Consider the following 23,520-nt stretch of genomic DNA (forward strand, 5'->3'; position numbering starts at 1 on the left):
CGCCCGGGCAGGGCGGGGACGCGCGAGCGTGGCGGGCTCAGCCGCGTCCGTACCGGGTGCCGTAGGGCAGGAACCGCTCGAATCCGAGTGGCGTAAGCCCCGGTGTGCCCGCGATCAGTCCGGGGACGTCGTCGCCGGCGCGGAGTCGGGTGTCCACGACCCGCTGATGTGCCGCCTCGTCGGTGAACTCGGCGTAGTTGAGCACGCGGCTGCCGTCGACCGCGAGGTGGAAGTGGTTGCCGCCCATGCCGTCCGGAGGCCGCTCACCGGTGTTTACGGGATGCCGGGTCAGCAGCGCATCGACGAATCGCGCGCCGACCGCGGCCGATTCGGTCGCGAACGATACGAGCACCACCATCCCGGGTTCGATCGGGCGGTCGGGCACGGCGCTGCGGTAGCGCCGGTAGCCGGTCGCCGTGAGGCGCTCGATGCCGGACACGACGGCGTCGATGTCGTCGTTGCGGCGCGTCCGGCCAGCGCGACGGAAGGCCTCGACGGCGCCGGAGTCCGTCCACTGCGAATAGTGGAGCAGGGTGTGGCCGTCCGTGCCGAGCAGCACGCTGTGGGCGAGCAGCCCTGGCGGCCACGGCCGGTCGCGCCAGTCGTCGAGCGCGGCGGCCGCGGCCGCGCGCTGCCGCGCCGGGTCCGCGACCCGCCAGGTGCTGGCCAGGACGAAGCCCGCGTCGTCCCGCCTCAACTCCGGCAGTGGGCCGGTGAGCTCGTGCGTGTGCTCGAACACCCACTCGCGAAACGTGCGCGCGGGCCTGCCGGTGACCCGCGTGATCGTGTCGGTGACCGACGACGCCGAGTCCTCGATGTTCGCGCGCATGCCGGCCACCTCGGCGTCGGTGGCGTCCCGGCCGAGGACCGTGCGGATCCAGTCCTCGGCCGGCCGCTCTGTCCAGGCGATGCGGCGCCCGGTGACCTCGCCGATGATCGCCAGCTGCCGCACGGGCGTCAGCGGCTCGGGACCGGTGAGCTCGTAGCGGGCGCCGGCGTGACCGTCCTCGGTGAGCGCGTGGACGGCGACGGCGGCGATGTCGCGTTCGTCCAGGAGCGTGACCGGTACGTGCGGCAGGACCACCGGCACCGGCGCACCGGCCCGGATGGCCTCACCCCAGCGCAGGATGTTGGCCGCGAACCGGTACGGGCGTAGGAACGTCCACGCGATCCCGGAGTCCCGGATCGCCTCCTCCACCTCGGCGTGCGCCCGGGCGATGGCACCGCTCTGCCCGGTCGCGGGGACGCCGTCCCGCACCGCGCCCGACGACAGGAAGACCACGTGCTCGGCGTGCCGCGCGATGACGCGGACGGTCTCGCGCACGGCGGCGATGTCGGCGAAGCGGGGCAGCATGAGGAAGACCCCGGACACGCCGTCCAGCCACGGTTCCAGCCCCGCCGGGTCGAACGGGCTGCCCGGCACGGCCTCGACGCGGGCGGGCAGGTCCGCTGCGGCGGGGTCGCGAGTCAGGGCGCGCACGCGCACGCCTCGGCTCGTCAGCCCGGCGGTCACGTGCCGCCCCACGGTGCCGGTCGCGCCGCTCACCAGGATCGTCCTCGGTTCGTTCATGCCCGTGACGGTAGGAACGGCGCTACCGGCACGGCATCTGTCGGATGACCGGTTGTCGTACCCACTGGCTACGCTCGGCGCGTGGCAAGCACGCTCGACGAACGCGTCCCCGCGCGCAAGGTATTCGGGCTCGCCGTCCCCGCGCTCGGGGTGCTGGCCGCCGAGCCGCTGTACGTGCTCGTGGACACGGCTGTCGTCGGGCATCTCGGCGCGCTGCCGCTGGCCGGGCTCGCGCTCGGGGGCGTGCTGCTGTCACTGGTCTCCACGCAGCTGACGTTCCTGTCCTACGGCACCACGGCCCGCACGGCGCGGCTGCACGGGGCGGGACGCCGCGCCGAGGCCGTCGAGGAGGGCGTGCAGGCGACGTGGCTCGCGCTCGCGGTCGGCTGCGTGATCCTGGGGCTCGGCCAGCTGCTGGCCGAACCGGTCGCGCGCGCGATGTCGGGCGACGAGGCGATCACCGCCGAGGCCGTCTCGTGGCTGCGGATCGCGCTCTGCGGCACGCCGATGATCCTGGTGACGATGGCGGGCAACGGCTGGATGCGCGGCGTGCAGGACGCCGTGCGGCCGCTGCGCTACGTCCTCGCGGGCAACGGCCTCTCCGCCGTGTTGTGCCCGCTGCTCGTCTACCCCGCCGGCATGGGCCTCGAGGGTTCGGCCGTCGCGAACGTCGTGGCGCAGACCGTCTCCGGCGCGCTGTTCCTCGGGGCGCTGGCGCGGGAACGGGCCAGGCTGCGCCCGCGCCCGTCGGTGATGTGGGCGCAGCTCAAGCTCGGCCGCGACCTCGTGCTGCGCAGCCTCGGCTTCCAGGCGTGCTTCCTGTCCGCGGCCACGGTCGCGGCCCGCACGTCCACCGAGGCCGTCGGCGCCCACCAGGTGGTGCTGCAGCTGTGGACGTTCCTGTCGCTCGTGCTCGACTCGGTGGCGATCGCCGCGCAGTCGCTCGTCGGCGCCGCGCTCGGCGCGGGCTCCGGGCGCAAGGCGCGGGGCGTGGCCGCGCAGATCACGCTGTACGGGCTGATCCTCGGCTGCGCGCTGTGCGTGGTCTTCGCGGCCCTGTCGCAGGTCCTGCCACACGCCTTCACGTCCGATCCCGGCGTGCTCGGCGAGATGCCCGGTGCGTGGTGGTTCTTCGTCGCGCTGCAGCCCGTCGCCGGCGTGGTGTTCGCGCTCGACGGCGTCCTGCTCGGCGCGGGAGACGCCGCGTTCCTGCGCAACGCCACGCTCGCCAGCGCGATCCTCGGCTTCCTCCCGCTGATCTGGGCCTCGCTCGGCTTCGGCTGGGGACTCGTCGGGATCTGGTCGGGCCTGTCGCTGTTCATGCTGCTGCGGCTCGGGTTCGTGCTCGTGCGCTGGCGCTCTGGCAACTGGGCCGTCGAGGGCGCGGTGCGCGTGTGAGTGTGGCCAATCGCACCGCGCGGGACGGTATGAACGGCCATTGGTTAGCCGATACAAGTAACTGGGACGGCATCCGTCCCTTCCGCCTGTCCGTGATCACGAACACCAAGGGGGTTTCTTGCCGTCCCGGAGTCCGGCGGCCGCGCGAGCCAGCGCGCGGTCGTGGCTGATCTGGTTGACCGCCGCCTTCGTCTACATCCTCGCCGTCTTCCACCGCACCTCGCTCGGGGTCGCGGGACTCGAGGCCGCCGACCGCTTCGGCGTCGGCGCCGCCGCACTCGGCACCTTCACCGTCCTGCAGGTCGGCGTCTACGCCGCCATGCAGATCCCCACCGGAGTGCTCGTCGACCGGTTCGGACCGCGCGCCGTACTGACGGCAGCGCTGCTGTTCCTCGGATCGGGGCAGATCCTGCTCGCCGTCGCCCACACCTACGCGCTCGGGCTGCTCGCCCGCGGCGTGCTCGGCGTCGGCGACGCGCTCACGTTCGTCTCCGTGCTCCGCCTCGCCGCCAACCACTTTCCCGCCCGCCAGTACATGCTCGTCACGGCGTTCACCAGCGCGCTGGGCTTCCTGGGCAACCTCGCCGCGACGCTGCCGCTGACGCTGCTGCTCGCCGGTCCGGGCTGGCTGCCGACGTTCCTCGCCGCCGGGCTCGTGACCGTGCTGTTCGTCGCCGTCGTCCAGTGGCGCGTCCACGACAGCCCGGTCGCGCGCACCACCGAGTCCGAGGCCGTCTCGATGCGCGAGGTCGGCGGGCAGGTCCTCACGGCGCTGCGGGTACCCGGCACCCGGCTCGGCTTCTGGACGCACTTCTCCACGATGTTCAGCCAGAACGTGCTCGTGCTGCTGTGGGGTGTGCCGTTCCTGGTGCAGGGGCAGGGCTACGCCGCCACCACGGCGAGCTCGCTGCTCGTGGTGTTCGTCGCAGGCTCGATGATCGGCGGGCCGCTCGTGGGCGGGCTCATCGGCCGCAGGCCCGAGGCCCGCATGCCGATCGTGCTCGGCTTCCTCGCCGCGTCCGCGGCCACGTGGGCGGTACTGCTGAGCTGGCCCGGCCGCATCCCGCTTGGCGTGCTCGTGCCCGCGTTCGCCGTGCTCTCCTTCGGCGGTCCGGTCTCGACCATCGGCTTCGCGCTGGCCAGGGACTACAACCCGCTGCCCCGCGTTGGCACGGCGACCGGGGTGGTCAACGTCGGCGGCTTCGTCGCCACCACCGTCACCGCGCTGCTCATCGGGGTGCTGCTGGAGGCGACGGGCGGGAACTTCCGGATCGCGCTGCTGTCGGTCGTGGCCGTGCTCGCGGTGGGGACGTGGCGCATGGCCGTGTGGTACCGGCGGGCGCGGGCGGCGGTCTTCGCGGCGCAGGAGCGTGGCGAACCGGTGCCCGTGCGGTTGCGCAGGCGGCCGTGGGACGTGCGCGCGCCCCAGCGGGACCGGGTGGCCGCCCCGGCGTGAGGTGACGGCGTTTCGTTACAGTGTGCTGCCGTGCCCAAACCGCCTCCTCCGCCTCCCGGCCTGCTGATCGTCGACAAGCCCAGCGGGATGACGTCACACGACGTGGTCGCCAGGGCCCGCCGCATCATGGGCACCCGCAAGGTCGGCCACGCCGGCACACTCGACCCGATGGCGACGGGAGTGCTCGTGCTCGGCATCGAGCGCGCCACGAAGCTGCTCGGGCACCTGGCGCTGGACCGCAAGACCTACCTGGCCACGCTCGCCCTCGGCGCGGCGACCACCACCGACGACGTCGAGGGCGAGCCGCTCTCCGAGGCCACTCCCGAGCAGGTCGCGAGCGTCACCGACGAGGCGATCGCGGCGGGGGTGGCCGAGCTCACCGGCGAGATCCAGCAGGTGCCCAGCGCGGTGAGCGCGGTGAAGGTCGACGGCAAGCGCGCCTACGCGCGGGTCCGCGCGGGAGAGGACGTGAACCTCCCGCCGCGCCCCGTCACCGTGTACCGCTTCGACCTGCTCGCCACGCGCCGGGAGACCGGTCGGATCGAGCTCGACGTGATGATCGACTGCTCGTCCGGCACCTATGTGCGGGCACTCGCGCGGGACCTCGGTGCCGGGCTGGGCGTCGGCGGGCACCTCGCGGCACTGCGCCGTACCACGGTCGGACCGTTCACGCTCGCGGCCGCGCGCACGCTGGAGTCGATCGAGGCCGAACCCGGCCTTTCGCTGACGCTGGACGAGGCCGTCGCCGCGGCATTCCCCCGGCGCGACGTCGACGCCGCCACCGCGAGGGCCGTGCGGCACGGGCAGGCCATCCCCGCGGCCGGGATCGCCGGCACCTACGGGGTGTTCGATCCCGGCGGCCACGTGCTCGCGCTCGCCGCCGACGCGCGGGACGTCACCCGCCCGGTCGTCGTGCTCGCCCCGGCATAGGGTGGGCACCGTGCAGCGTTGGCGGGGTTTGACGGACTTGCCCGGTGGCTGGGGGCGGTGCGTCGTCACGATCGGGGTCTTCGACGGGGTGCACCGGGGGCACCAGGCATTGATCAGCAGGACCGTGGAGGCCGCCCGGCAGCGGGACGTGCCGAGCGTGGTGCTGACGTTCGACCCGCATCCGTCCGAGGTGCTGCGCCCCGGCAGCCACCCTGCGCAGCTGACCACGTTGCGGCGCAAGGCGGAGCTGGTCGAGGAGCTGGGCGTCGACGTCTTCGCCGTGCTGCCGTTCACGCCGGAGCTGTCGCGGCTGACCGCCGACGAGTTCGTGCACGAGATCCTCGTCGACAAGCTGCACGCCGCCGCGGTGATCGTGGGCGAGAACTTCACGTTCGGGCACAAGGCCGCCGGCAACGTCGAGACCCTGCGCACGCTCGGCAGGCGGTTCGGCTTCGTGGCGCACGGCGCGCAGCTGCAGGGTCGGACGCTGCCCGGTGACGCGCAGGACGACGGCGAGATCACGTTCTCCTCCACCTACGTGCGCTCGTGCATCGACGCCGGTGACGTCGCCGCCGCGGCCGAGGCGCTCGGCAGGCCGCACCGGCTCGAGGGCATCGTCGTTCGCGGCGACGGGCGGGGGCACGACCTGGGCTATCCCACGGCGAACCTGTCGGCCCCACGCTTCGCCGCGATCCCCGCCGACGGGGTGTACGCGTGCTGGTTCATCCGCTCCACCAAGCCGGACGAGAGGCTGCCCGGTGCCGTGTCGGTGGGCACGAACCCGACGTTCTCGGGACGGGAGCGCACCGTCGAGGCGTTCGTGCTCGACGTCGACGAGGACTTCTACGGCCAGCACGTGGCGCTCGACTTCGTCGCCCGCCTGCGCGGGCAGGTCAGGTTCGACAGCGTCGAGGGGCTCGTCGCGCAGATCGGCGACGACGTGGCCCGCACGCGGGAGCTGCTCGGTATCGCCTGAGCCGCTCCCCGGCCGGGTGCAAATGCGAACGGCTGGTCCATTCCGGCCCGGCCGCCGGACCCGACCTGGCAAGATGCTTTCACGAACCGCCGACGAGGTCTGCACAGAAGTGCCGAGGGGAGCAGGCTGACAGTGGAGGACCACAGGATCGTCCAGCGCAACATCGCGTTGCAGCGTGAGTGGTACGGGGAACCACTCGGTGACCGGGTGCGCAGGCTGGTGGTCGCCTTCGACGTGTCGCAGGCCTATCTCGCGGAGGTGCTGGGCATCAGCGCGCCCATGCTGAGCCAGGTGATGAGCGGTCGCCGCGCCAAGATCGGCAACCCCGTGGTGCTGTCCCGCCTCATCATGCTCGAGCGCAAGGTGCTGACCCCCGAGGTCGCGGCGGGCAGCAAGGAGGCCATCCGGGCCGCGCTCGAGGACGTCAAGACCGCACGGCCCACCGTGAGCAGGGACAACTTCCCCGTGGGGGCGGTTCCCGACGACCAGACCGTGCTCGCCGCACTGCGCGAGGTCGCGGAGGACGAGAGCCTCCTCGACGCCGCCGAGCTGCTGGACGCCGACTTCCCCGCCATCGCCGACCTGCTGCGCAGGGCGGGCAAGTCGGGGTGAGCGAGCCCGGCGTCGCGCGCCTGTTCAGCGCGCTGGTGCCGCCGCAGGAGGTGCTGGCCTCGCTGCGGGCGGAGCTGGCCCGGCACCCGAAGGGGCCCGGTTCGCGGAGACTGCGCTGGGCGGCGCCGGAGAGCTGGCACGTCACGCTCGGCTTCTACGGCCTCGACGACATCGCGGCCAGGACGGACTGGCTTCGGCGGCGGCTGGCCGGCCGCTCGGCCCCGGTCCTCCGGCTGGAAGCCGGGGGCACGTTCCGCGGGGTACTCTGGACAGGGGTACGGGGGAGCGGCCTCGGCGAGCTGGCCGAGGCGGTCAGGCCCGGCGAGAGCGTTCCAGCCGAACAGGCCTTCCACGGTCACCTCACGCTGGCGAGGGGGCACGCACCGGCGGTGCTGGTGGCGTGGGCGCGGCTGCTCGCGGAGTACCGGAGTCCGGAGTGGATCGCGGACGAGGCCGTGCTCATGCGCAGCGACCCGGGCGAACGGGGGCCCGCCTACACCACGGTCGTGCGGTTCCCGCTCGGCCGACCGGTCGACGGGGAGCCCTCCTGATACCCTCGATAGTTGAGTCCGGCTGCGGTCCGTGGCGGCCGAGACTGTCCTTACCTACACGGCACATAACCAAGGAGTATGCGAGTGGCTCTGTCCACCGAGGAGAAGAAGCAGATCCTGTCCGAGTACGGCGTGCACGACTCCGACACCGGATCGCCCGAGGCGCAGGTGGCCCTGCTCACCAAGCGGATCATCGGCCTCACCGAGCACCTCAAGGTGCACAAGCACGACCACCACTCCCGTCGCGGCCTGTTGCTGTTGGTCGGCCGTCGTCGCCGGCTGCTGAACTACGTGATGAAGGTGGACGTCGAGCGGTACCGGTCGCTGATCCAGCGACTCGGCCTCCGCCGCTGACGAGCTCCGAGGGGGAGTGACCCGCCGGGTCGCTCCCCCTCGGTACAAGAAGCAAGAGAAGTACAGGACGGACGCAGCGCGCGCGAGGACGCCACAGCCGGTCCTCGGTAGTGGCTCCCGGGACATCCCCGAGGGCTTCGATCGATGACCGGCCTCGTACCTCGAGCGTCGCCCCCGACGGGTGGGGGCTGTACGCCGTCCGAGAGGTAATACGAGGAGTAATTCACCCATGACAGAAGCAAGCGGCATCACCGTGCACGAATCGGAAGCCGTGATCGACAACGGCCGGTTCGGCAAGCGCACGGTCCGCTTCGAGACGGGCAGGCTGGCCAAGCAGGCCGCCGGCTCGGTCGTCGCCTACCTGGACGACGAGACCATGCTGCTCTCGGCCACCACGGCCTCGAAGCAGCCGAAGGAGCACTTCGACTTCTTCCCGCTGACCGTGGACGTCGAGGAGCGCATGTACGCCGCGGGCCGTATCCCCGGCGCGTTCTTCCGCAGGGAGGGCCGCCCCTCCACCGACGCGGTCCTGACCTGCCGCCTGATCGACCGGCCGCTGCGCCCGTCGTTCGCGGACGGACTGCGCAACGAGATCCAGATCGTCATCACGGTGCAGAGCCTGCACCCCGAGGACCCCTACGACGTGCTCGCGATCAACGCCGCGTCCGCGTCGACCCAGATCGGCGGCCTGCCGTTCTCGGGTCCGATCGGCGGCGTGCGCGTCGCGCTGATCGAGGGCCAGTGGGTCGCGTTCCCGACCTGGGCTCAGCTCGAGAAGGCCACCTTCAACATGGTTGTCGCCGGCCGGATCGTGGGTGACGACGTGGCCATCATGATGGTCGAGGCCGAGGGCACCGAGAACACGCTCGACCTGATCGGCGAGGGCGCCACCGCGCCGACCGAGCAGGTCGTGGGCGAGGGCCTGGCCGCGGCCAAGCCGTTCATCCGCGTGCTGTGCGAGGCGCAGCAGCGGCTCGCCGAGGCGGCCGCCAAGCCGACCGGCGACTTCCCGCTGTTCCCCGCCTACCAGCAGGACGCCTACGACGCCGTCGCCGCCGTGGCGACCGAGGACCTCACCAAGGCGCTGGCCATCGCGGGCAAGCAGGACCGCGACAACGCCACCGACGAGGTCAAGGCCGCCGTGCTGGAGAAGGTCGGCATCGGTGAGGGCGAGGCCTTCGAGGGCCGGGAGAAGGAGGTCGGTGCCGCGTTCCGCGCGCTGACCAAGAAGCTGATCCGCCAGCGCATCCTGCGCGACAAGGTGCGCATCGACGGCCGCGGCATCACCGACATCCGGCAGCTGGCCGCCGAGGTGGCCGTGATCCCGAGGGCGCACGGCTCGGCCCTGTTCGAGCGCGGCGAGACCCAGATCCTGGGTGTCACCACGCTGAACATGCTCCGCATGGAGCAGCAGCTCGACACGCTGTCGCCGGAGACGACCAAGCGCTACCTGCACCACTACAACTTCCCGCCGTTCTCCACGGGCGAGACGGGCCGTGTCGGCACGCCGAAGCGGCGCGAGATCGGCCACGGCATGCTCGCCGAGCGGGCGCTCGTGCCGGTGCTGCCGAAGCGGGACGAGTTCCCCTACGCCATCCGGCAGGTGTCGGAGGCGCTGGGCTCGAACGGCTCCACGTCGATGGGCTCGGTCTGCGCGTCCACGATGAGCCTGTTCAACGCCGGTGTGCCGCTCAAGGCGCCGGTCGCGGGCATCGCGATGGGCCTGGTGTCCGACGAGGTGGACGGCGAGACGCGGTACGTCGCGCTGACCGACATCCTCGGCGCCGAGGACGCCTTCGGTGACATGGACTTCAAGGTCGCGGGCACCAAGGACTTCATCACGGCCCTGCAGCTCGACACCAAGCTCGACGGCATCCCGTCCGACGTGCTGGCCGGTGCCCTCAACCAGGCCAAGGACGCGCGGCTGACGATCCTCGAGGTGATGGCCGAGGCGATCGCCGAGCCGGACGAGATGAGCCCGTACGCGCCGCGCGTGACCAGCGTGAAGATCCCGGTCGACAAGATCGGCGAGGTCATCGGCCCGAAGGGCAAGATGATCAACTCGATCACCGAGGAGACCGGCGCCGACATCTCCATCGAGGACGACGGCACGATCTACGTCGGCGCCGCCGACGGCCCGTCCGCGACCGCCGCGATCGACAAGATCAACGCGATCGCCAACCCGCAGCTGCCGAAGGTCGGCGAGCGCTTCCTCGGCACGGTCGTCAAGACGGCCGCGTTCGGCGCGTTCGTCTCCCTGCTGCCGGGCAAGGACGGCCTCGTGCACATCTCCAAGCTGGGCAACGGCAAGCGGATCGCCAAGGTCGAGGACGTCGTGAACGTCGGCGACAAGCTCCGCGTGGAGATCGCCGACATCGACAACCGCGGCAAGATCAGCCTCGTCCTCGTCAACGACGAGGAGGAGCAGGCCGAGGGCGGCAAGCCGGCCGAGGCCGAGCAGGCCGAGGAGAAGGCCGAGGACACCGCCGCCAAGTAAGGCCCACGCGGTAGCCGAACAACTGTGACGAACGGCCCGTTTCCCGGTTGAGCACGGGAAGCGGGCCGTTCCTCGACGCGAGCAAAGGTTCCATGGCACGAAGGATTCCCGGGCACGAGCAGCCCGTGGGCAGCACCCGCACCCTCGAGTCCGCTTCGGACGGTGCGGGCGGTTCGCTGGTGAGGCGAACCGTGCTGCCGGGAGGGCTGCGGGTGGTCACCGAGAGCGTTCCGGGTGTGCGCTCGGCGACCGTCGGACTGTGGGTCGGCATCGGCTCGCGCGACGAGCAGCCCAGCGTCGCCGGTGCCGCGCACTACCTGGAACACCTGCTGTTCAAGGGAACCGGCTCCAGGGACGCGACTCAGATCGCCGAGGAGATCGACGCGGTGGGCGGCGAGTTCAACGCCTTCACCGCGAAGGAGCACACCTGCTACTACGCGCAGGTGCTCGACGAGGACCTGCCGCTGGCCGTCGACCTGGTGACCGACGTCGTGTTCGACGCGCGCTGCGCGGACTCCGATGTGGACACCGAGCGGAGCGTGGTGCTCGAGGAGATCGCCATGCGCGACGACGACCCCGAGGACCTGCTGCACGACACATTCGTGGAGGCGATCCTCGACGGGCACGCGCTGGGCCGCTCCGTGCTCGGCACCGAGGCGTCGATCACCGGCATGTCGCCCGCCGCGCTGCGCGGCTTCTACAAGCGCCGCTACCGGCTGCCGAAGATGGTGCTCGCCGTGGCGGGCAACGTCGAGCACGGCCGGGTGCTCCGCCTGGTACGCAAGGCGTTGCGCGACCGGCTGTCCGGTTCGGGCACCCCGGTGGCGCCGCGCCAGGGCAGAGCGCGCGTGCGCACGCCGCGCAAGCTCGTGCTGCGTTCCGACGACACCGAGCAGGCCCACGTCATGCTCGGCCTGCCCGCGCTGAGCAGGCACGACGAACGCCGCTTCACGCTCTCGGTGCTCAACGCCGCGCTGGGTGGCGGCATGAGTTCGCGGCTGTTCCAGGAGATCAGGGAACGGCGTGGGCTGGCCTACCAGGTCTACTCGTCGGTGGCCAGCTACGCCGACACCGGCCACCTCGCCGTCTATGCCGGTTGCCAGCCGGAGCGGCTGGGCGAGGTGACCGCAGTGACCCGCCAGGTGCTCGCCAAGGTCGCGGAGGATGGGCTGACCGAGGCCGAGGTGGCTCGCGCGAAGGGCCAGCTGCGCGGCGGTCTCGTGCTCGGCATGGAGGACACGGCGTCCCGGATGACCAGGCTCGGCAAGAACGAGCTCAACTACGGCCACTACCTGAGCGTGACCGACACGGTGGCGCGCATCGACGCGGTGACCGCCGAGGACGTCGCCGCGCTCGCCCGTGCGCTGCTGCGCAGGCCCGGTGGTGGCCCGACGACCGCCGTCGTGGTCGGACCGTACGCTCACGACGACGACCTGCCGAAGGAACTGCACGAGGTGATCGCATGAGTGAGGAACTGATCCGGGTCGGCGTGCTGGGCGCCAGGGGCCGCATGGGCGCGCAGGCCGTCAACGCGGTCGAAGGGGCGGCCGACCTCGAGCTGGTCGCCGCCGTCGACGCCGGGGACGACCTCGCAGCGCTCGTGGACGCCAAGGCCCAGGTGGTCGTGGACTTCACCCACCCGGACGCGGTGATGGACAACCTGCGCTTCGCGATCGACTCGGACATCCACGCGGTCGTCGGCACCACCGGCTTCGACCACGAGCGGCTGGAGACCGTCACCGGCTGGCTCGGCGCTAAGCCCGACCTCGGCGTGCTGATCGCGCCGAACTTCGCCCTCGGCGCGGTGCTGGCGATGCGGTTCGCCCAGCAGGCCGCCCGTTTCTACGCCTCCGCCGAGGTCATCGAGCTGCACCACAACCGCAAGGCCGACGCCCCGTCCGGCACGGCCGCGCACACGGCGCAGCTGATCTCGCAGGCCCGCGCCGACGCCGGGCTCGCACCGGGCAGCGACGCCACCACGTCGGAGCGGCCCGGCGCGCGCGGCGCGAACGTCGACGACGTCCGCGTGCACTCGGTGCGCCTGCCCGGGCTCGTCGCACACGAGGAGATCCTGTTCGGCGCCGAGGGGGAGACCCTCACGATCCGGCACGACTCGATGGACCGCGTGTCGTTCATGCCCGGCGTGCTGCTCGGCGTGCGCGCGGTCCGTTCCCGGCCGGGGCTGACCGTAGGCCTCGAGCACGTGCTGGACCTGTGAGCGCACGGTGAGGGCTCGCAACGTGGCCATCGCGCTCACCGTCGCGGTGGCCGTGTACCTCGTGCTGCTCGCAGGCCGCGCGGTCGCGTTGCTGCGCACGGGGGAGACGGTGCCGGTGCTGCTCGGCGTGGCGGTGCTCGTTCTGCCGCTGCTGGGCGTGTGGATGCTGGTCACCACCTGGCGGTCGGGCAACCAGGTGCAGCGGCTCGCGCGCAGGCTCGACGCCGAGGGTGGCCTTCCCGACGTGTCGGATCTGCCGAGGAGGCCGTCCGGCCGGGTCGACCGCCAGGCGGCCGACGCCTGGTTCGATGAACGGCGGGCCGAGGTGGAGGCCGAGCCGGAGGACTGGCGGCGCTGGTACCGGCTGGCCCACGCCTACGACATCGCCGGCGACCGCCGCCGCGCCCGCGCGACGATGCGCAAGGCGATCGAGCTCGAGGCCGGCGACCGGGCCTAGCGACGGGTCAGACGTGGGCCTCGCGCCACGGCAGCCATGCCTGCAGTGAAGGCCACCATGCCTGCGTTGAACGCAGTGATGGTGGCCTTCACTGCGGTTGGAACGGGTCAGATGAGGTTGGCGAACAGCGCGGGTGACGCGGCGAGCACGCTGAACCGGACGAACCGGCCGAGCAGCCCGGCGCCCACGAATGTCGCCATCCGCATCCGCACGAGGCCGGCCAGCACACTCGTCGCCATGAACGGCGGGAGACCGATGATCGCGCTGATGCCGTAGGTGCCGTTCATCCAGTGCGGATGGCGGTGGCAGCGCTCGCGCAGCGCCTCCAGCCACGCCCGCAGCCGCTTGGTCCGCAGGTGCCAGCGGTAGCGGCGGGCCGATGGTGGGCGCTCGCGGTGGAGCCTGCGGTGCAGCATGTCCGGGAGGCGGATGGACCCGCGCGCGGCGAGGAAGTACAGCAGCTTCCCCGCGATCTGGCCGATCGCCACAGCGGCGCCGACGGCTAGCCACGGGATGCCGTTCTCACTGGTCATGAGCCCGACGACGAACACCTCGATGCTGATGACCGGGACCACGGCGGAGCCGAAAGCAACTCCGAGCGTGAGAGCCAGCCAGGCAAGCACCAAGAGCCTCCAGGAAAAGTGATCGGTTCACGGTAGCGCGAACGTGTGTCGCCCGAGTGAGTTTTGCTTGATCTTCAAGGAGTGCGTGCCCCGGACGCTCACTTGATCGTCAGTGTCCGGAAACCTTGGGCTGGCAACCTAGCGCAGTGTCCACGTCCGCCCCTCGGGACCCCTCCGCCTCCCGGATCGCGCACCGCTTCGCCGTCTTCTGCTCGGCGGTGACGTCCCGGTTGCCCTTCGGTCTCTCCCGGATCGTCCCGCCGACGTTCCTCGGCTTCGCGCTCATCAACAGCGGCACGTTCGGGGTGGACCTGCTCCTGCTCACGCTCCTGCACGGCGGGCTGGAGCTGCCCATCGCCATTTCGGTGAGCGTGGCCTACGCGATCGCGTTCGGGCTGGCGTTCGTGCTCAACCGTACCTTCAACTTCCGCTCGCACGCCCCTGTCGGGCGGCAGGCTGTGCTGTACGCCATCGCGGTGGTGGTCAACTATGTCGCGTTCATCCTCGGCGTGGGCGCGGGGCTCACGGCGCTCGGTCTCGACTACCACCTCGCGCGGCTGCTCGCTGGCGGCTGTGAGGGCGTGTTCATGTACAGCGTGATGCGCTGGGTTGTCTTCCGCGAGCCTCGCGGCTCAGTCGCGGAGCCGAAGGTCGAGCGAACCGGTGAGGCGCAGCTCGCGCACGGTGCGCTCGCCGGTGTCGAGGGTGCGGACGGTGCCGTCGGGATGCCAGCCCACGCCCCGGAAGAACGCCAGTGACGCCGGGTCGGACTGCGCGGCCCAGGTGACGCCGCGCTCGGCTCCGCGCTCGCGCAACCCGGCCGCCGCGGCCGCCAGCAGGCGACCGCCGTGGCCCCGGCGGCCCCAGCGCGGCTCGACGAGCACGGTGGCGATCAGCCCGGTGCGGGCGGCGTCGGCCGGCAGCGTGCCGTCGGCGGCGGCGATCTCCTCCTCCGGTGCCCGGCCGGCGGCGCAGAAGCCGACCGCGAACTCGCCCTCGAGCGCGAGGTAGACGTCGCTGCCGGGGTGCTCGATCGCCTCCAGCCAGTGCTGGGTCAGCTCGTCCGCGTCGAGCATGTCGAGCGCGGCGGGGCCGAGGAGCTCCGCGTACGCCGCGTGCCACGTGACCCGCTGGATGCGGGCGATCTCGGCGGCGTCGGCGATGGTGGCGAGGTGGACCGCGGCGGTGCTCATACCCGCACGCTAGCGGCTCGCGCGGAAAGTGTCGGAGGGTCCTGGCAGCATGGCTGACCGTGAGAACAATGAGCTTGCCCGTGGCACGGCGCACCGCGCTGGCCGCGCAGGGATTCGCGGACCCGCGCCCGCCGGGGCCGCCCACGAGGCGACATCTGGCGCGGGTGCTGTCGCGAGTGCAGCTCATTCAGCTCGACTCGGTGAACGTCGCGGTCAGGGCCCACTACGCGCCGTTGTTCGCGCGGCTCGGCGCGTACGACCCGGCGCTGATCGACGACGCGGCGTGGTCCCACAGCGCGCGCAAGCCGAGGCTGCTCGTGGAGTACTGGGCCCACGAGGCGAGCCTGGTGCCGGTGGGGGACTGGCCGCTGTTGCACTCCGGCGCGAAGCGGCAGGGCTGGTGGCGCAACTACGGCAGGCTCGCCGAGCGGTCGCCGTCGCTGGTCGACGACGTGCTGGCCGTGGTCAAGGAGCTGGGCCCGGTGGGCGCGGGCGCGATCGAGAAGGAGATCGTCGGCGAGTCGGGCCGGACGCCGGGCGCGTGGTGGGACCGCTCGGAGGTGAAGAAGATCTGCGAGTGGCTCTTCGGGATGGGCCAGCTCACCACCGGCACGCGACGCGGCTTCGAACGGCTCTACGACCTCACCGAGCGGGTGGTGCCGCCGGACTTGCTGGCGCACCGGGTCGACGCGGCGGAGGGCGCGCGGCAGCTCGTCGAGCGGTCGGCACGGGCACTGGGCGTGGCGACCGAGACCGATCTGCGGGACTACTACCGGCTCGGGCCCGAGGTGACCAGGCGGGCCGTGGCGGAGCTCGCCGAGGAGGGCACGCTGGAGCCGGTGCGCGTGCAGTCGTGGCGGCAGCAGGCGTACCGGCACGCCGCCGCGAAGGCGCCGAGGGCGATCACCGGGCGGGCGCTGCTGTGCCCGTTCGACCCGCTGATCTGGGAACGGGCGCGCACCGAGCGGCTGTTCGGCTTCCGGTACCGCATCGAGATCTACGTGCCCGAGCCCCAGCGGGTCCACGGCTACTACGTGTTCCCGTTCCTGCTCGACGGCGAGCTCGTCGCACGCGTGGACCTCAAGGCCGACCGTGCGGCCGGCGTGCTGCGCGTGCCGGGCGCGTTCGCCGAGCCGGGCGCCGACCACGCGCGGGTCGCCGCCGAGCTGGCCGCCGAGCTCTCGCTGATGGCCGGCTGGCTTGGGCTCGGCGGCGTCGAGGTGGGGGAGCGGGGTGATCTCGCGACGACACTGGGGAAGCTCACGCGCTGACGACACGCCGGTCACGCTGCCGGAGTGACCACGCGGTGGCGGTGGTGGCGACGACGGCCCCGGCCGCGACGACGGTCATGCCCGCGGTGAACCCGCCCGCCGCGCCGGGCACGCTCGTCCACAGCATGGCGCCGAGCGCGGGACCGAGGGCGAAGCCGAGCGTCCGCAGCAGCGCGCTGATGCCGCTGGAGGTGCCCATCAGCTCGGGTGGGGTGTGGGCCAGCACCGTGGCCGCGTTGGGGCCGGCGAACAGCCCGTTGCCGACGCCGACCAGCGCCAGCCGCAACGCCAGGTCGAGGCCGCTCGTGTCGCCGTCGGTGAACAGCAGGCTGACGGTGCCCGCCAGCACCACGACCGTGCCTGCGAAGGCCACGGGCCGGTTGCCGACGCGGTCGGCCAGCACCCCGGCGATGGGTGAGGACACGGCCATGCCCGCGGAGAGGGCGAGCAGCACCACGCCGATCTTCGCTGGCGAGGCCTGCCGCACCTCGGTGAGGAAGTAGGGCACGAGGAAGTTCAGCGCGCCCACGCCCGTGAGAATCAGCGGCAGGGCGAGGAACGGCAGCCGCAGCGTGCGCCGGGTCAGCAGCCCGCGGACCGGCCGGGACTCCGGCAGCCGGGCGTACGCGGCGAGCGCCACGACCGTGACAGCGCCGAGCAGCACGGGAAGTGCGGCACCCGCCGAGCGTCCGAGCAGGTCGAGCGTCAGGAACAGGGCGGTCCCGGCCAGGCCGAGCACGAACGTTTCGCGAGCGAACCGCAGGTCCGGCCTCGGCAGGCCCTCGCGACCGGGCAGCCGGGAGGGGATGGCCCGCACGCCCGCCCACACGGCGGCCAGCACGATCGGCACGTTGAGCAGGAACACCGAGCGCCAGCCGTAGGCGTCGGCGAGCAGGCCGCCCAGCGCGGGGCCCGCGACGCCGCTGAGCGGGATGAGCGTGAGCACGATGCTCATCGCCCGTGCCCGGTGCTGGGGACGGACCGACGCCGCCACGATCGGCATCGCGACGACGTTGACGAGGCTGCCGAACACGCCCTGCACGGCGCGGCCGAGCAGCAGCACGCCCATCGTCGGGGCCACGGCGATCAGCACGCTCGCGACCCCGAAACCGGAGACCGCCAGCACGAACGCCGGCAGCGGCCCCGCGCGGTCGAGCCAGCGCCCGGCCGGCACGCTCAAGGCGAACAGCGGCAGGGAGTAGGCGAGCAGCACCCACTGGGTGAGCGCCGGTTCGGCGCCGAGGTCGGCACCGAGTGCGGGCAGGGCGACCGCGACCACGGTCATGTCGAGTGCCACGAGCACCACGCCAAGGGAGACGGCGGCGACGGCGCTCCAGCGGGTGCGTGGTTCGGTGGTGGGTGTCTCGGCCATGACCCGAGCGTCGGGCTAAGGTGCCCGCCCGCGCATGAGGCACGAGCCCTATTCCGGCGTGCCGAGCAGACCGTGCCGGTGGGCGGTGGCCGCGGCCTCGACGCGGTTGGCGACGCCGAGCTTGCCGAGGATGTTCGACACGTGCACGCTCGCCGTCTTCGGTGAGATGAACAGCCGCTCGCCGATCTCGCGGTTGCTCAGGCCTTCGGCCACGAGCCGCAGGATGTCCAGCTCGCGCGCGGTCAGGCCGAATCGGGGCTGCTCGCCGGTGCCGTCCTCGCCGGGAAGGCCGATCCGGGCTCGCCTGGCCAGCGCCGTGACAGCGTCGTGTAGCGGCCGGGCGCCGAGGGCCTCGGTCAGCTCTGCGGCTCTGCGCAACGGGACCACCGCCGCGTCGCGCCCGGCACCCGTGGCCAGCCGAGCCTCGGCCAGACCCAGGAGCGCTGTCGCCAGGTGCAGCGGGTGGCCGAGCGGTTCCCACGCCGCCACCGCGGTCTCCCACAGCGCCTGGTCGGGCTGCTGCTGGGCCCGCGCCGCCTCGGCCTCGAACGTGCGCGCCTCCGCCGCCTGGACCGGTCCGGCGATCCGGGTGCCGGCCGCCTGGCCGATCAGCGTCCCGAGGAGCGCGAGGTCTCCGGCCGCGCCCGCCACGCGCGCGCCGACCACCAGCAGCGGCCACGTGAAGCGGGACGAGACCGCGAGATGGGGGAACTCCAGCGCGGGCGGGACGATCTTCGCCGCCTCGGCGGGCTCACCACGGGCGAGAGCCAGCTCGGCCTCGAGCCGGGGCACGAGCAACAGTGTCGGCGGCGGCGCCGACCCGGTGCTGTGCGCCTTCGCCCGTGCGGCGAGATCGGCCGCGGTGTCGAGCTCGCCGCGGTGCAGCGCGAGGTAGGCCTTGTAGGCCAGCAGGTTCGTGTGGGTGGTGCCCTGCTGGGTGAGCTCCATAGCGTGGTCGAGCGACTCGGCCGCCTCGGCCCAGCGCCCGGCCAGCAGCAGGGTGCCGATCAGGTCGACGGCGTGCTCGGGCCCCGCCGACCGCGCGAGCCCGGCCTGGTGCGCGGCGGCCAGTCCGCGGCGGGCGACCTCCTCGGACTCGGCGAGCCTGCCGTAGGCCTGGAGCAGGTGCGCCTCGAACCGCAGTGACCGCAGCCGGACCCCGTCCGCGCCCGCGCTCTCCGCCAGCGCGCGGGCCTTGGCCAGCAGCGGCAGCTGGCCGTCGAGGTCACCGATCCGGGCGGCGAGCACCGCGAGCGTGATCAGGGCTGAGGCCTCGGTGGCGTCGTCGCCCGCCGCGCTGGCCTCCTCCCGCGCGAGCTCGGCCGCGTGCCGCGCCTCGTCGGGCAGCGGCACCACGAGCAGGTGCTCGGCGAGCGAGTTCAGCAGGGCGCCGCGAGCCGGATGCCCGGCCGGGAGGAGGCGGACCGCGGCGTGGTGGTCGTCGAGCGCGCCGCCCGTGCCGAGCCGTCCGCGCAGCCGGGCGCGCAGGTCGAGCAGCAGGGCCACGCGGGCGGCGTGCGTGCCGCGGTCGAGCTCGGCGAGTGCGGCGGTGGCGAGCCGCTCGCCGCGTTCCGGCTCCCCGGCCAGCGCGGCGGCGTGGGCGGCGTGTTCCAGCACCGCCGCCCGGTCGTGGCCGATGCGCTCGGCGCCGTCCGAGACGTCGGGCCAGAGTTCGAGGACGCGTTCGAGCATGCGGAGCTCCTCCGCGTGGGCCAGCGACCGGCGGGCGGAGCCGGCCGCCTCCCACGCGGCGGCGAGCGCGCCGGGTGCGTCGCCCGCGGCGGAGAGGTGGTGGGCCAGCCGCGAGTGCGCGCCGGGAACGCCGGCCAGCACCGCGGCGTAGCGGGCGTGCAGGGCGACCCGTTCGCCCGGCAGCAGGCTCGCGTGGACGGCGTCGCGGATCAGCGCGTGCCGGAACACGTAGTCGTCGCCGTCGACGAGCAGCGTCCCGGCGTCGACGGCGGCGCGGACAGCGTCGGTGACGTCGCCGTGGTGCACGGCGGCCAGCACGGAGTGCGGCACCCTGGCCCCGCCGACGGCGGCGGCCCGCAGCACCTCCCGCCCCGCCTTCGGCAGTTGCTCGACGCCCGCGAGCAGCAGGTCCTCCAGCGAGGCCGGAACCGTGGTCCCCGGACCGCTGTCGACCAGCGCCTCGACGAAGAGCGGGTTGCCGTCGCTGCGCGCGATGATCCCCCGCAGCGACTCCGGATCGGGCTCGTGGCCGAGGATTCCGCGGACCTGGGCGACGACGGCTGCGTTGGTCAGCCTCCGCAGCTCCAGCCGCTCCACCCACGGCACGCGGCCGAGGCCCGCGAGCAGCGCGCGCACCGGGTGGGCGCGGCCGAGCTCGTCGGAGCGGTGGGTGACGAGCAGGAGCGTCCCGGGGGCGGCTCGCTGGTTGCGCACAAGGAAGTCGATGAGGTCGCGGCTGGAGCGGTCGGCCCAGTGGATGTCCTCGAGGACGAGCACCACGGGCCGCGCTGCCGCGAGCCGGGCCAGAAGCGCGAGCAGCCCCTCGAACAGGCGCAGGCGCGCGTCGTCGCCGGAGCGCGGGGCGGGGGCGAGCAGCAGCGGGGCGAGCGTCTCTCGCTCGGTGCCGGTGAGCTCGCCGGGCAGTCCGCGGAGCGCGGCGACGAACGGGGCGAACGGCAGGCCGTCACCCGAGACGTCGAGGCAGCCGCCGGACAGGACGAGCACGTTCCCTGGGCCGGTGCGGAGGAACTCCTCGACCAGGCGGGACTTGCCGACGCCCGCCTCGCCTCCGATCAGGACCGTGGCCGGGTCGCCCGCCGTCGCGATGGCGAACGCCGCGGCGAGCCGGGCGGATTCCTCGCGGCGGCCCGCGAAGACGGGGCTCACGACCTGACTGCACATGACCACGCCGAGCGTAGCGCCGCCGCGGCGTGGTGACGGCTCCTTTCGCGCCCCGGCTGGATGGGAGCGAGGGAGCTTTACTCCCGTTTTCCGGCAGTGAAGCTCCCTCGCTCCCGCTTTGGGGAACCTGGTGCGGGTGGTCGCGAGCCGGTCGTCTTGCGCCGCCTGGCTCGGCCTGAGCACGCCCGGCGAGGGCCTCCTGGCCGCGATCATGGAGCGCGAGCGCGAGGCGGGCGCGCTCGGCAGGCAGCGCGTCGTCTTGCGGGCGCTGGTGTCCAACACGGTGCGGGCGACGAGAGGAACGGTCACGCGCTCGGGCGCACCCGGCGCACGCGCCTTCCCGTCCGTCTCGTGAACAGGACCCTCGAACGCTGAGCGGCGGCCCGGCCGTCACGCCGGGCCGCCGCTTCCTCACCCCCGGCCGGTCAGCTGGCCGCCTTGGTGATCATGGCGTCGCCGGAGCCGGTGCGGGCGCGGATCGTCAGCGGCACCGCGCCCTCCGGCGGCGTGTCCGCCACGTCGAGCTCGCTCGACACCCGGCCCGCGCCCGAGGACAGGTCGATCTCGGCCGCGACCCCGCCGCGGACGCCGATGCGGACGTCGCCCGAGCCCGTGATCGCCTCGATCGAGCCCGCCGCCGCGTCGGCGACGGACAGGTCGCCGCTGCTGGTCCGGATCAGCACCTCGCCGGCCACCTCGCCGAGCCACACGTCGCCCGTGCCGGTGGCCAGCGTCGCGGGACCCGGCAGGGACCTCGCCTCGACGTCACCGCTGCCCGAGCGCAGCTGCAGTCCCGCGGGCAACGGCCCGAGCTTCACCGCGCCGCTGCCCGTGCGCACGGTCGCCGCTCCCTCGGCGCCCTCCAGGTCCACCGCACCCGAGCCGGTGGAGACGTCGACCCGTCCCGCGGTGCCGGTCGCGGTCACGTTCGCGGTACCCGTGCGGACGTTCAGGTGCGAGCCCTCCGGCGCATGCACGGTCACCGCGAGCGGGGTGTTGCGCAGCGGCAGCGGTCTGGGCCCCTTCACCACGAGCCGGTTGCCGGTCTTCTCGATGCGGCTCTGCTCCACCGCGTCGCTCGGCGAGCCGGTGAGGTCGGCGCCGAACGCGCCTCCGAACTGGCCCCCGAAGCGCTCCCCGACCCAGCTCAGCAGGCTCGACACGCCCTCGGTCCACGGCGCCTGCGCGGACGGGTCGTGCCGGATCTCGACGAGGACGTCGCCGTCCCCGAGGCGGACGTCCACGCGGCCCACCGTCACGTCGAGGTCCAGCTCCAGCGGGCCCTCGGCGTCGAACGTCTGGCTGCGCACCAGCTCCTCGGGCGCGTCCTGTGGTTGCTCGGTCATGGTCATCCCTCCACCCAGCCGTGGAGGTGGGACCGGCTACCGCCGCCGCGGTGCTTCGGCCCGGTCCACTGCTGGTGCTGGTGGGTGCCCTGCAGGGCACCCTGTACGGCCTGCGAGACGAACGTGTTGAGCGAGACCCCCTGCGCCGCGGCCGCTTGCTCGGCCTGCGACTTGATCTGCTCGAACAGCCGCAGCGTCATGCGGCTGATGTCCCCGGTGTCGGCGGACGGCGGCGTAGGTGGCGCCGGCGGGGGAGGTGGCGTGCCGGGGGCACGGGGCGACTCCGGCCCGGTCCCGGTGACGACCACGCGCACGTCGCGGCCGTCGAGCCGGACCTCCACCACCTGGTCCGGCAGGTTGGCGGTGACCTCGGCGGCGAGGTCGGCCAGTGCGTTCATCAGCGTCAGCCTCGCGGCGGGCTCCAGCGCCGCCGCCAGCACGGCCGCCGCGCGCTGCGTCTGTTCGTCGCCAGCGGAGGCCGCGGTGCTCAGGTCCTCCCGGAGGCGGTCGAGGTACGGCGTCAAATCCATGACACCACTATGACGCCACTTCTGACATCACGCAACTGTCGCCGTGGCGTCTGGTGACGTCAACCGGGATTGTCGGGCGCGGGAGATACGCTGCCCGCAGTCGCAGAGGTGGAGGGAGTCGGACGTGGCCGAGACGGTGTCACCCACGGTGAGGTTGATCGCGAAGACGGAGTTCTTCCCGCCGGAGGACGTGCCGTGGTCGACGGACGCGGACGGCGGGCAGGCGCTCGCCGAATTCGCGGGCAGGGCGTGCTACCAGTCGTGGAAGAAGCCCAACCCGAAGACCGCGACCAACGCCGGGTACATCGACCACATCATCGAGGTCGGTCACCTCTCGGTGCTGGAGCACGGTTCGGTGAGCTTCTACATCACCGGGATCTCGCGCTCGCTCACCCACGAGCTGATCCGGCACCGGCACTTCTCGTACTCGCAGCTGTCGCAGCGCTACGTGCCCGAGCGCGACGCGGCCTTCGTGGAGCCCGACGTGATCGCCGAGGACCCGGAGCTGCACGACAAGTTCGTCGCCGCCGCGCAGGCGAGCGTGGACGCCTACACCGAGCTGCTCGCCGGGCTCGAGCAGAAGTTCGCCGACGCGCCCAGCGCCACGCTGCGCCGCAAGCAGGCGCGCCAGGCCGCCCGCTCGGTGCTGCCCAACGCCACCGAGACGCGGATCGTCGTCACCGGCAACTACCGCGCCTGGCGGCACTTCATCGCCATGCGCGCCACCGAGCACGCCGACGTCGAGATCCGGGCGCTCGCCGTGGAATGCCTGCGGCAGCTGCAGAAGGCGGCGGAAAACGTCTTCGCCGACTTCACGATCTCGACCCTGCCGGACGGCACCGAGGTCGCCTCGAGCCCGAAGGTCCTCGAGGGCTGACGGGTGCGCCGTCTCGTGATCGACATCCAGCCGGGCGAGTACGCCGTCGCCCGGCTGGACGCGGCGGCGGCACTGCCGTCGCAGCTGCTCGACCCCATCGACGGCGAACTGGTCTCGCTCACCCGCACCGCCACCGAGCTGTCGGTGGTGTGCCCGGCCGCGGTCGCGCCCCAGGACGCCGAGGTGGAGGCGGACTGGCGGCTGCTGACCGTGCGCGGGCCGCTCGCGTTCACGCTCACCGGCATCATCGCCGCGCTCTCCAGCGAACTCGCCGCGGCCGGGGTCGCGCTGTTCAGCCTGTCCACCTTCGAAACCGACCACGTGCTCGTCAAGGCGCCGGACCTCGGCCGCGCCGTGATCGCGCTCAAAGCCGCAGGGCACGAGGTTCACGGAGTCTGACACCCCGTGATCGGCC

Annotated in this window: 22 protein-coding genes and 1 pseudogene; 16 read left to right on the forward strand and 7 right to left on the reverse strand. The window is 72.9% G+C overall.

Annotated elements, in window-relative coordinates; all coding sequences use genetic code 11:
• Positions 1 to 37 precede the first annotated feature (37 nt).
• A complete protein-coding gene (locus DI005_RS26160; protein WP_113643944.1) occupies positions 38 to 1,570 on the reverse strand; it encodes an SDR family oxidoreductase in 1,533 nt (510 codons plus the stop codon).
• Between the two features lie 81 nt (positions 1,571 to 1,651).
• On the opposite strand from DI005_RS26160, the gene DI005_RS26165 reads away from it, so the two are divergent.
• From DI005_RS26165 to DI005_RS26215, 11 genes are all read left to right on the forward strand, one after another.
• A complete protein-coding gene (locus tag DI005_RS26165; RefSeq protein WP_112267243.1) occupies positions 1,652 to 2,968 on the forward strand; it encodes an MATE family efflux transporter in 1,317 nt (438 codons plus the stop codon).
• A gap of 118 nt (positions 2,969 to 3,086) precedes the next feature.
• Entirely contained in the window at positions 3,087 to 4,424 is a 1,338-nt protein-coding gene (locus DI005_RS26170) for a nitrate/nitrite transporter (RefSeq protein WP_112267241.1), read from the forward strand.
• 30 nt (positions 4,425 to 4,454) lie between these two features.
• The gene (gene truB, locus DI005_RS26175; RefSeq protein ID WP_228714232.1) at positions 4,455 to 5,354 is read left to right on the forward strand and encodes a tRNA pseudouridine(55) synthase TruB; all 900 of its coding nucleotides are present in this window, start codon (positions 4,455 to 4,457) and stop codon (positions 5,352 to 5,354) included.
• A 10-nt stretch (positions 5,355 to 5,364) separates the two neighbouring features.
• A complete protein-coding gene (locus tag DI005_RS26180) occupies positions 5,365 to 6,330 on the forward strand; it encodes a bifunctional riboflavin kinase/FAD synthetase (protein WP_112268264.1) in 966 nt (321 codons plus the stop codon).
• 132 nt (positions 6,331 to 6,462) lie between these two features.
• Positions 6,463 to 6,942: a helix-turn-helix transcriptional regulator gene (locus DI005_RS26185; protein WP_112267239.1), complete on the forward strand. Its 480-nt coding sequence runs from the start codon at positions 6,463 to 6,465 to the stop codon at positions 6,940 to 6,942.
• Positions 6,939 to 7,493 carry a 2'-5' RNA ligase family protein gene (locus DI005_RS26190; RefSeq protein ID WP_112267237.1) on the forward strand — a complete coding sequence of 185 codons (555 nt, stop codon included), beginning with the start codon at positions 6,939 to 6,941 and terminating at the stop codon, positions 7,491 to 7,493. The genes DI005_RS26185 and DI005_RS26190 overlap by 4 nt, the downstream gene beginning before the upstream one ends.
• 84 nt (positions 7,494 to 7,577) lie before the next feature.
• Entirely contained in the window at positions 7,578 to 7,847 is a 270-nt protein-coding gene (gene rpsO / locus DI005_RS26195) for a 30S ribosomal protein S15 (RefSeq protein WP_110338799.1), read from the forward strand.
• 229 nt (positions 7,848 to 8,076) lie between these two features.
• Positions 8,077 to 10,344, forward strand: a complete 2,268-nt coding sequence (locus DI005_RS26200; RefSeq protein ID WP_112267236.1) for a polyribonucleotide nucleotidyltransferase — start codon at positions 8,077 to 8,079, stop codon at positions 10,342 to 10,344.
• Positions 10,345 to 10,436: 92 nt separating this feature from the next.
• Positions 10,437 to 11,810, forward strand: a complete 1,374-nt coding sequence (locus DI005_RS26205) for a pitrilysin family protein (protein WP_113643945.1) — start codon at positions 10,437 to 10,439, stop codon at positions 11,808 to 11,810.
• Positions 11,807 to 12,562, forward strand: coding sequence for a 4-hydroxy-tetrahydrodipicolinate reductase (gene dapB / locus DI005_RS26210; protein ID WP_113643946.1), 756 nt, complete (start codon positions 11,807 to 11,809; stop codon positions 12,560 to 12,562). The genes DI005_RS26205 and dapB overlap by 4 nt, the downstream gene beginning before the upstream one ends.
• Before the next feature lie 7 nt (positions 12,563 to 12,569).
• Complete coding sequence (locus tag DI005_RS26215) at positions 12,570 to 13,019, forward strand: tetratricopeptide repeat protein (protein WP_113643947.1); 450 nt, start codon at positions 12,570 to 12,572, stop codon at positions 13,017 to 13,019.
• 107 nt (positions 13,020 to 13,126) lie between these two features.
• Here DI005_RS26215 and DI005_RS26220 read toward each other — a convergent pair whose 3' ends face one another.
• Positions 13,127 to 13,642, reverse strand: coding sequence for a hypothetical protein (locus tag DI005_RS26220; RefSeq protein WP_113643948.1), 516 nt, complete (start codon positions 13,640 to 13,642; stop codon positions 13,127 to 13,129).
• 218 nt (positions 13,643 to 13,860) lie between these two features.
• Between DI005_RS26220 and DI005_RS39180 the strand changes: the two are divergent.
• Positions 13,861 to 14,247 (forward strand): annotated as a pseudogene (locus DI005_RS39180) (GtrA family protein); the annotation flags it as partial.
• 27 nt (positions 14,248 to 14,274) lie between these two features.
• Here DI005_RS39180 and DI005_RS26230 read toward each other — a convergent pair.
• On the reverse strand, positions 14,275 to 14,835 hold the full coding sequence (locus tag DI005_RS26230; RefSeq protein ID WP_112267232.1) for a GNAT family N-acetyltransferase: 561 nt from the start codon (positions 14,833 to 14,835) through the stop codon (positions 14,275 to 14,277).
• A 68-nt stretch (positions 14,836 to 14,903) separates the two neighbouring features.
• Between DI005_RS26230 and DI005_RS26235 the strand changes: the two genes are divergently transcribed.
• Positions 14,904 to 16,106: a winged helix-turn-helix domain-containing protein gene (locus tag DI005_RS26235; RefSeq protein WP_369973622.1), complete on the forward strand. Its 1,203-nt coding sequence runs from the start codon at positions 14,904 to 14,906 to the stop codon at positions 16,104 to 16,106.
• Here the strand turns inward: DI005_RS26235 and DI005_RS26240 are convergent.
• Together DI005_RS26240 and DI005_RS26245 are read right to left on the reverse strand one after the other, a co-directional pair.
• Positions 16,096 to 17,478: an MFS transporter gene (locus DI005_RS26240; protein ID WP_113643950.1), complete on the reverse strand. Its 1,383-nt coding sequence runs from the start codon at positions 17,476 to 17,478 to the stop codon at positions 16,096 to 16,098. The two genes, DI005_RS26235 and DI005_RS26240, sit on opposite strands and share 11 nt — an antisense overlap.
• A gap of 48 nt (positions 17,479 to 17,526) precedes the next feature.
• Positions 17,527 to 20,337 (reverse strand): helix-turn-helix transcriptional regulator, encoded by a 2,811-nt coding sequence (locus DI005_RS26245; protein WP_158559905.1) that lies wholly within the window; start codon positions 20,335 to 20,337, stop codon positions 17,527 to 17,529.
• A gap of 151 nt (positions 20,338 to 20,488) precedes the next feature.
• Between DI005_RS26245 and DI005_RS38320 the strand changes: the two genes are divergently transcribed.
• A complete protein-coding gene (locus tag DI005_RS38320) occupies positions 20,489 to 20,707 on the forward strand; it encodes a hypothetical protein (protein WP_158559906.1) in 219 nt (72 codons plus the stop codon).
• Between the two features lie 70 nt (positions 20,708 to 20,777).
• On the opposite strand, the gene DI005_RS26250 is transcribed toward DI005_RS38320, so the two are convergent.
• The gene (locus DI005_RS26250; RefSeq protein WP_113643952.1) at positions 20,778 to 21,698 is read right to left on the reverse strand and encodes a DUF4097 family beta strand repeat-containing protein; all 921 of its coding nucleotides are present in this window, start codon (positions 21,696 to 21,698) and stop codon (positions 20,778 to 20,780) included.
• Positions 21,699 to 21,700: 2 nt separating this feature from the next.
• The gene (locus tag DI005_RS26255; protein ID WP_113643953.1) at positions 21,701 to 22,228 is read right to left on the reverse strand and encodes a toxin-antitoxin system HicB family antitoxin; all 528 of its coding nucleotides are present in this window, start codon (positions 22,226 to 22,228) and stop codon (positions 21,701 to 21,703) included.
• Positions 22,229 to 22,352: 124 nt separating this feature from the next.
• Here DI005_RS26255 and thyX point away from each other — a divergent pair, with 124 nt between their 5' ends.
• On the forward strand, positions 22,353 to 23,105 hold the full coding sequence (gene thyX, locus DI005_RS26260; protein ID WP_112267222.1) for an FAD-dependent thymidylate synthase: 753 nt from the start codon (positions 22,353 to 22,355) through the stop codon (positions 23,103 to 23,105).
• A gap of 3 nt (positions 23,106 to 23,108) precedes the next feature.
• Positions 23,109 to 23,504, forward strand: coding sequence for an ACT domain-containing protein (locus DI005_RS26265; RefSeq protein ID WP_113643954.1), 396 nt, complete (start codon positions 23,109 to 23,111; stop codon positions 23,502 to 23,504).
• The last annotated feature ends 16 nt before the right edge of the window (positions 23,505 to 23,520 follow it).

The sequence above is a fragment of the Prauserella sp. PE36 genome (genome assembly GCF_003311655.1).
GTDB classification, from domain to species: Bacteria; Actinomycetota; Actinomycetes; order Mycobacteriales; family Pseudonocardiaceae; genus Prauserella_A; species Prauserella_A endophytica.

Excerpts from the sequence above, each read along its gene's own strand:
- DI005_RS26235 (WP_369973622.1), top strand. The coding sequence starts at position 14,904 with ATGAGCTTGCCCGTGGCACGGCGCACCGCGCTGGCCGCGCAGGGATTC.
- DI005_RS26230 (WP_112267232.1), bottom strand. The coding sequence starts at position 14,835 with ATGAGCACCGCCGCGGTCCACCTCGCCACCATCGCCGACGCCGCCGAG.
- DI005_RS26160 (WP_113643944.1), bottom strand. The coding sequence starts at position 1,570 with ATGAACGAACCGAGGACGATCCTGGTGAGCGGCGCGACCGGCACCGTG.
- DI005_RS26240 (WP_113643950.1), bottom strand. The coding sequence starts at position 17,478 with ATGGCCGAGACACCCACCACCGAACCACGCACCCGCTGGAGCGCCGTC.
- DI005_RS26200 (WP_112267236.1), top strand. The coding sequence starts at position 8,077 with ATGACAGAAGCAAGCGGCATCACCGTGCACGAATCGGAAGCCGTGATC.
- DI005_RS26255 (WP_113643953.1), bottom strand. The coding sequence starts at position 22,228 with ATGGATTTGACGCCGTACCTCGACCGCCTCCGGGAGGACCTGAGCACC.
- DI005_RS26250 (WP_113643952.1), bottom strand. The coding sequence starts at position 21,698 with ATGACCGAGCAACCACAGGACGCGCCCGAGGAGCTGGTGCGCAGCCAG.
- DI005_RS26205 (WP_113643945.1), top strand. The coding sequence starts at position 10,437 with ATGGCACGAAGGATTCCCGGGCACGAGCAGCCCGTGGGCAGCACCCGC.
- dapB (WP_113643946.1), top strand. The coding sequence starts at position 11,807 with ATGAGTGAGGAACTGATCCGGGTCGGCGTGCTGGGCGCCAGGGGCCGC.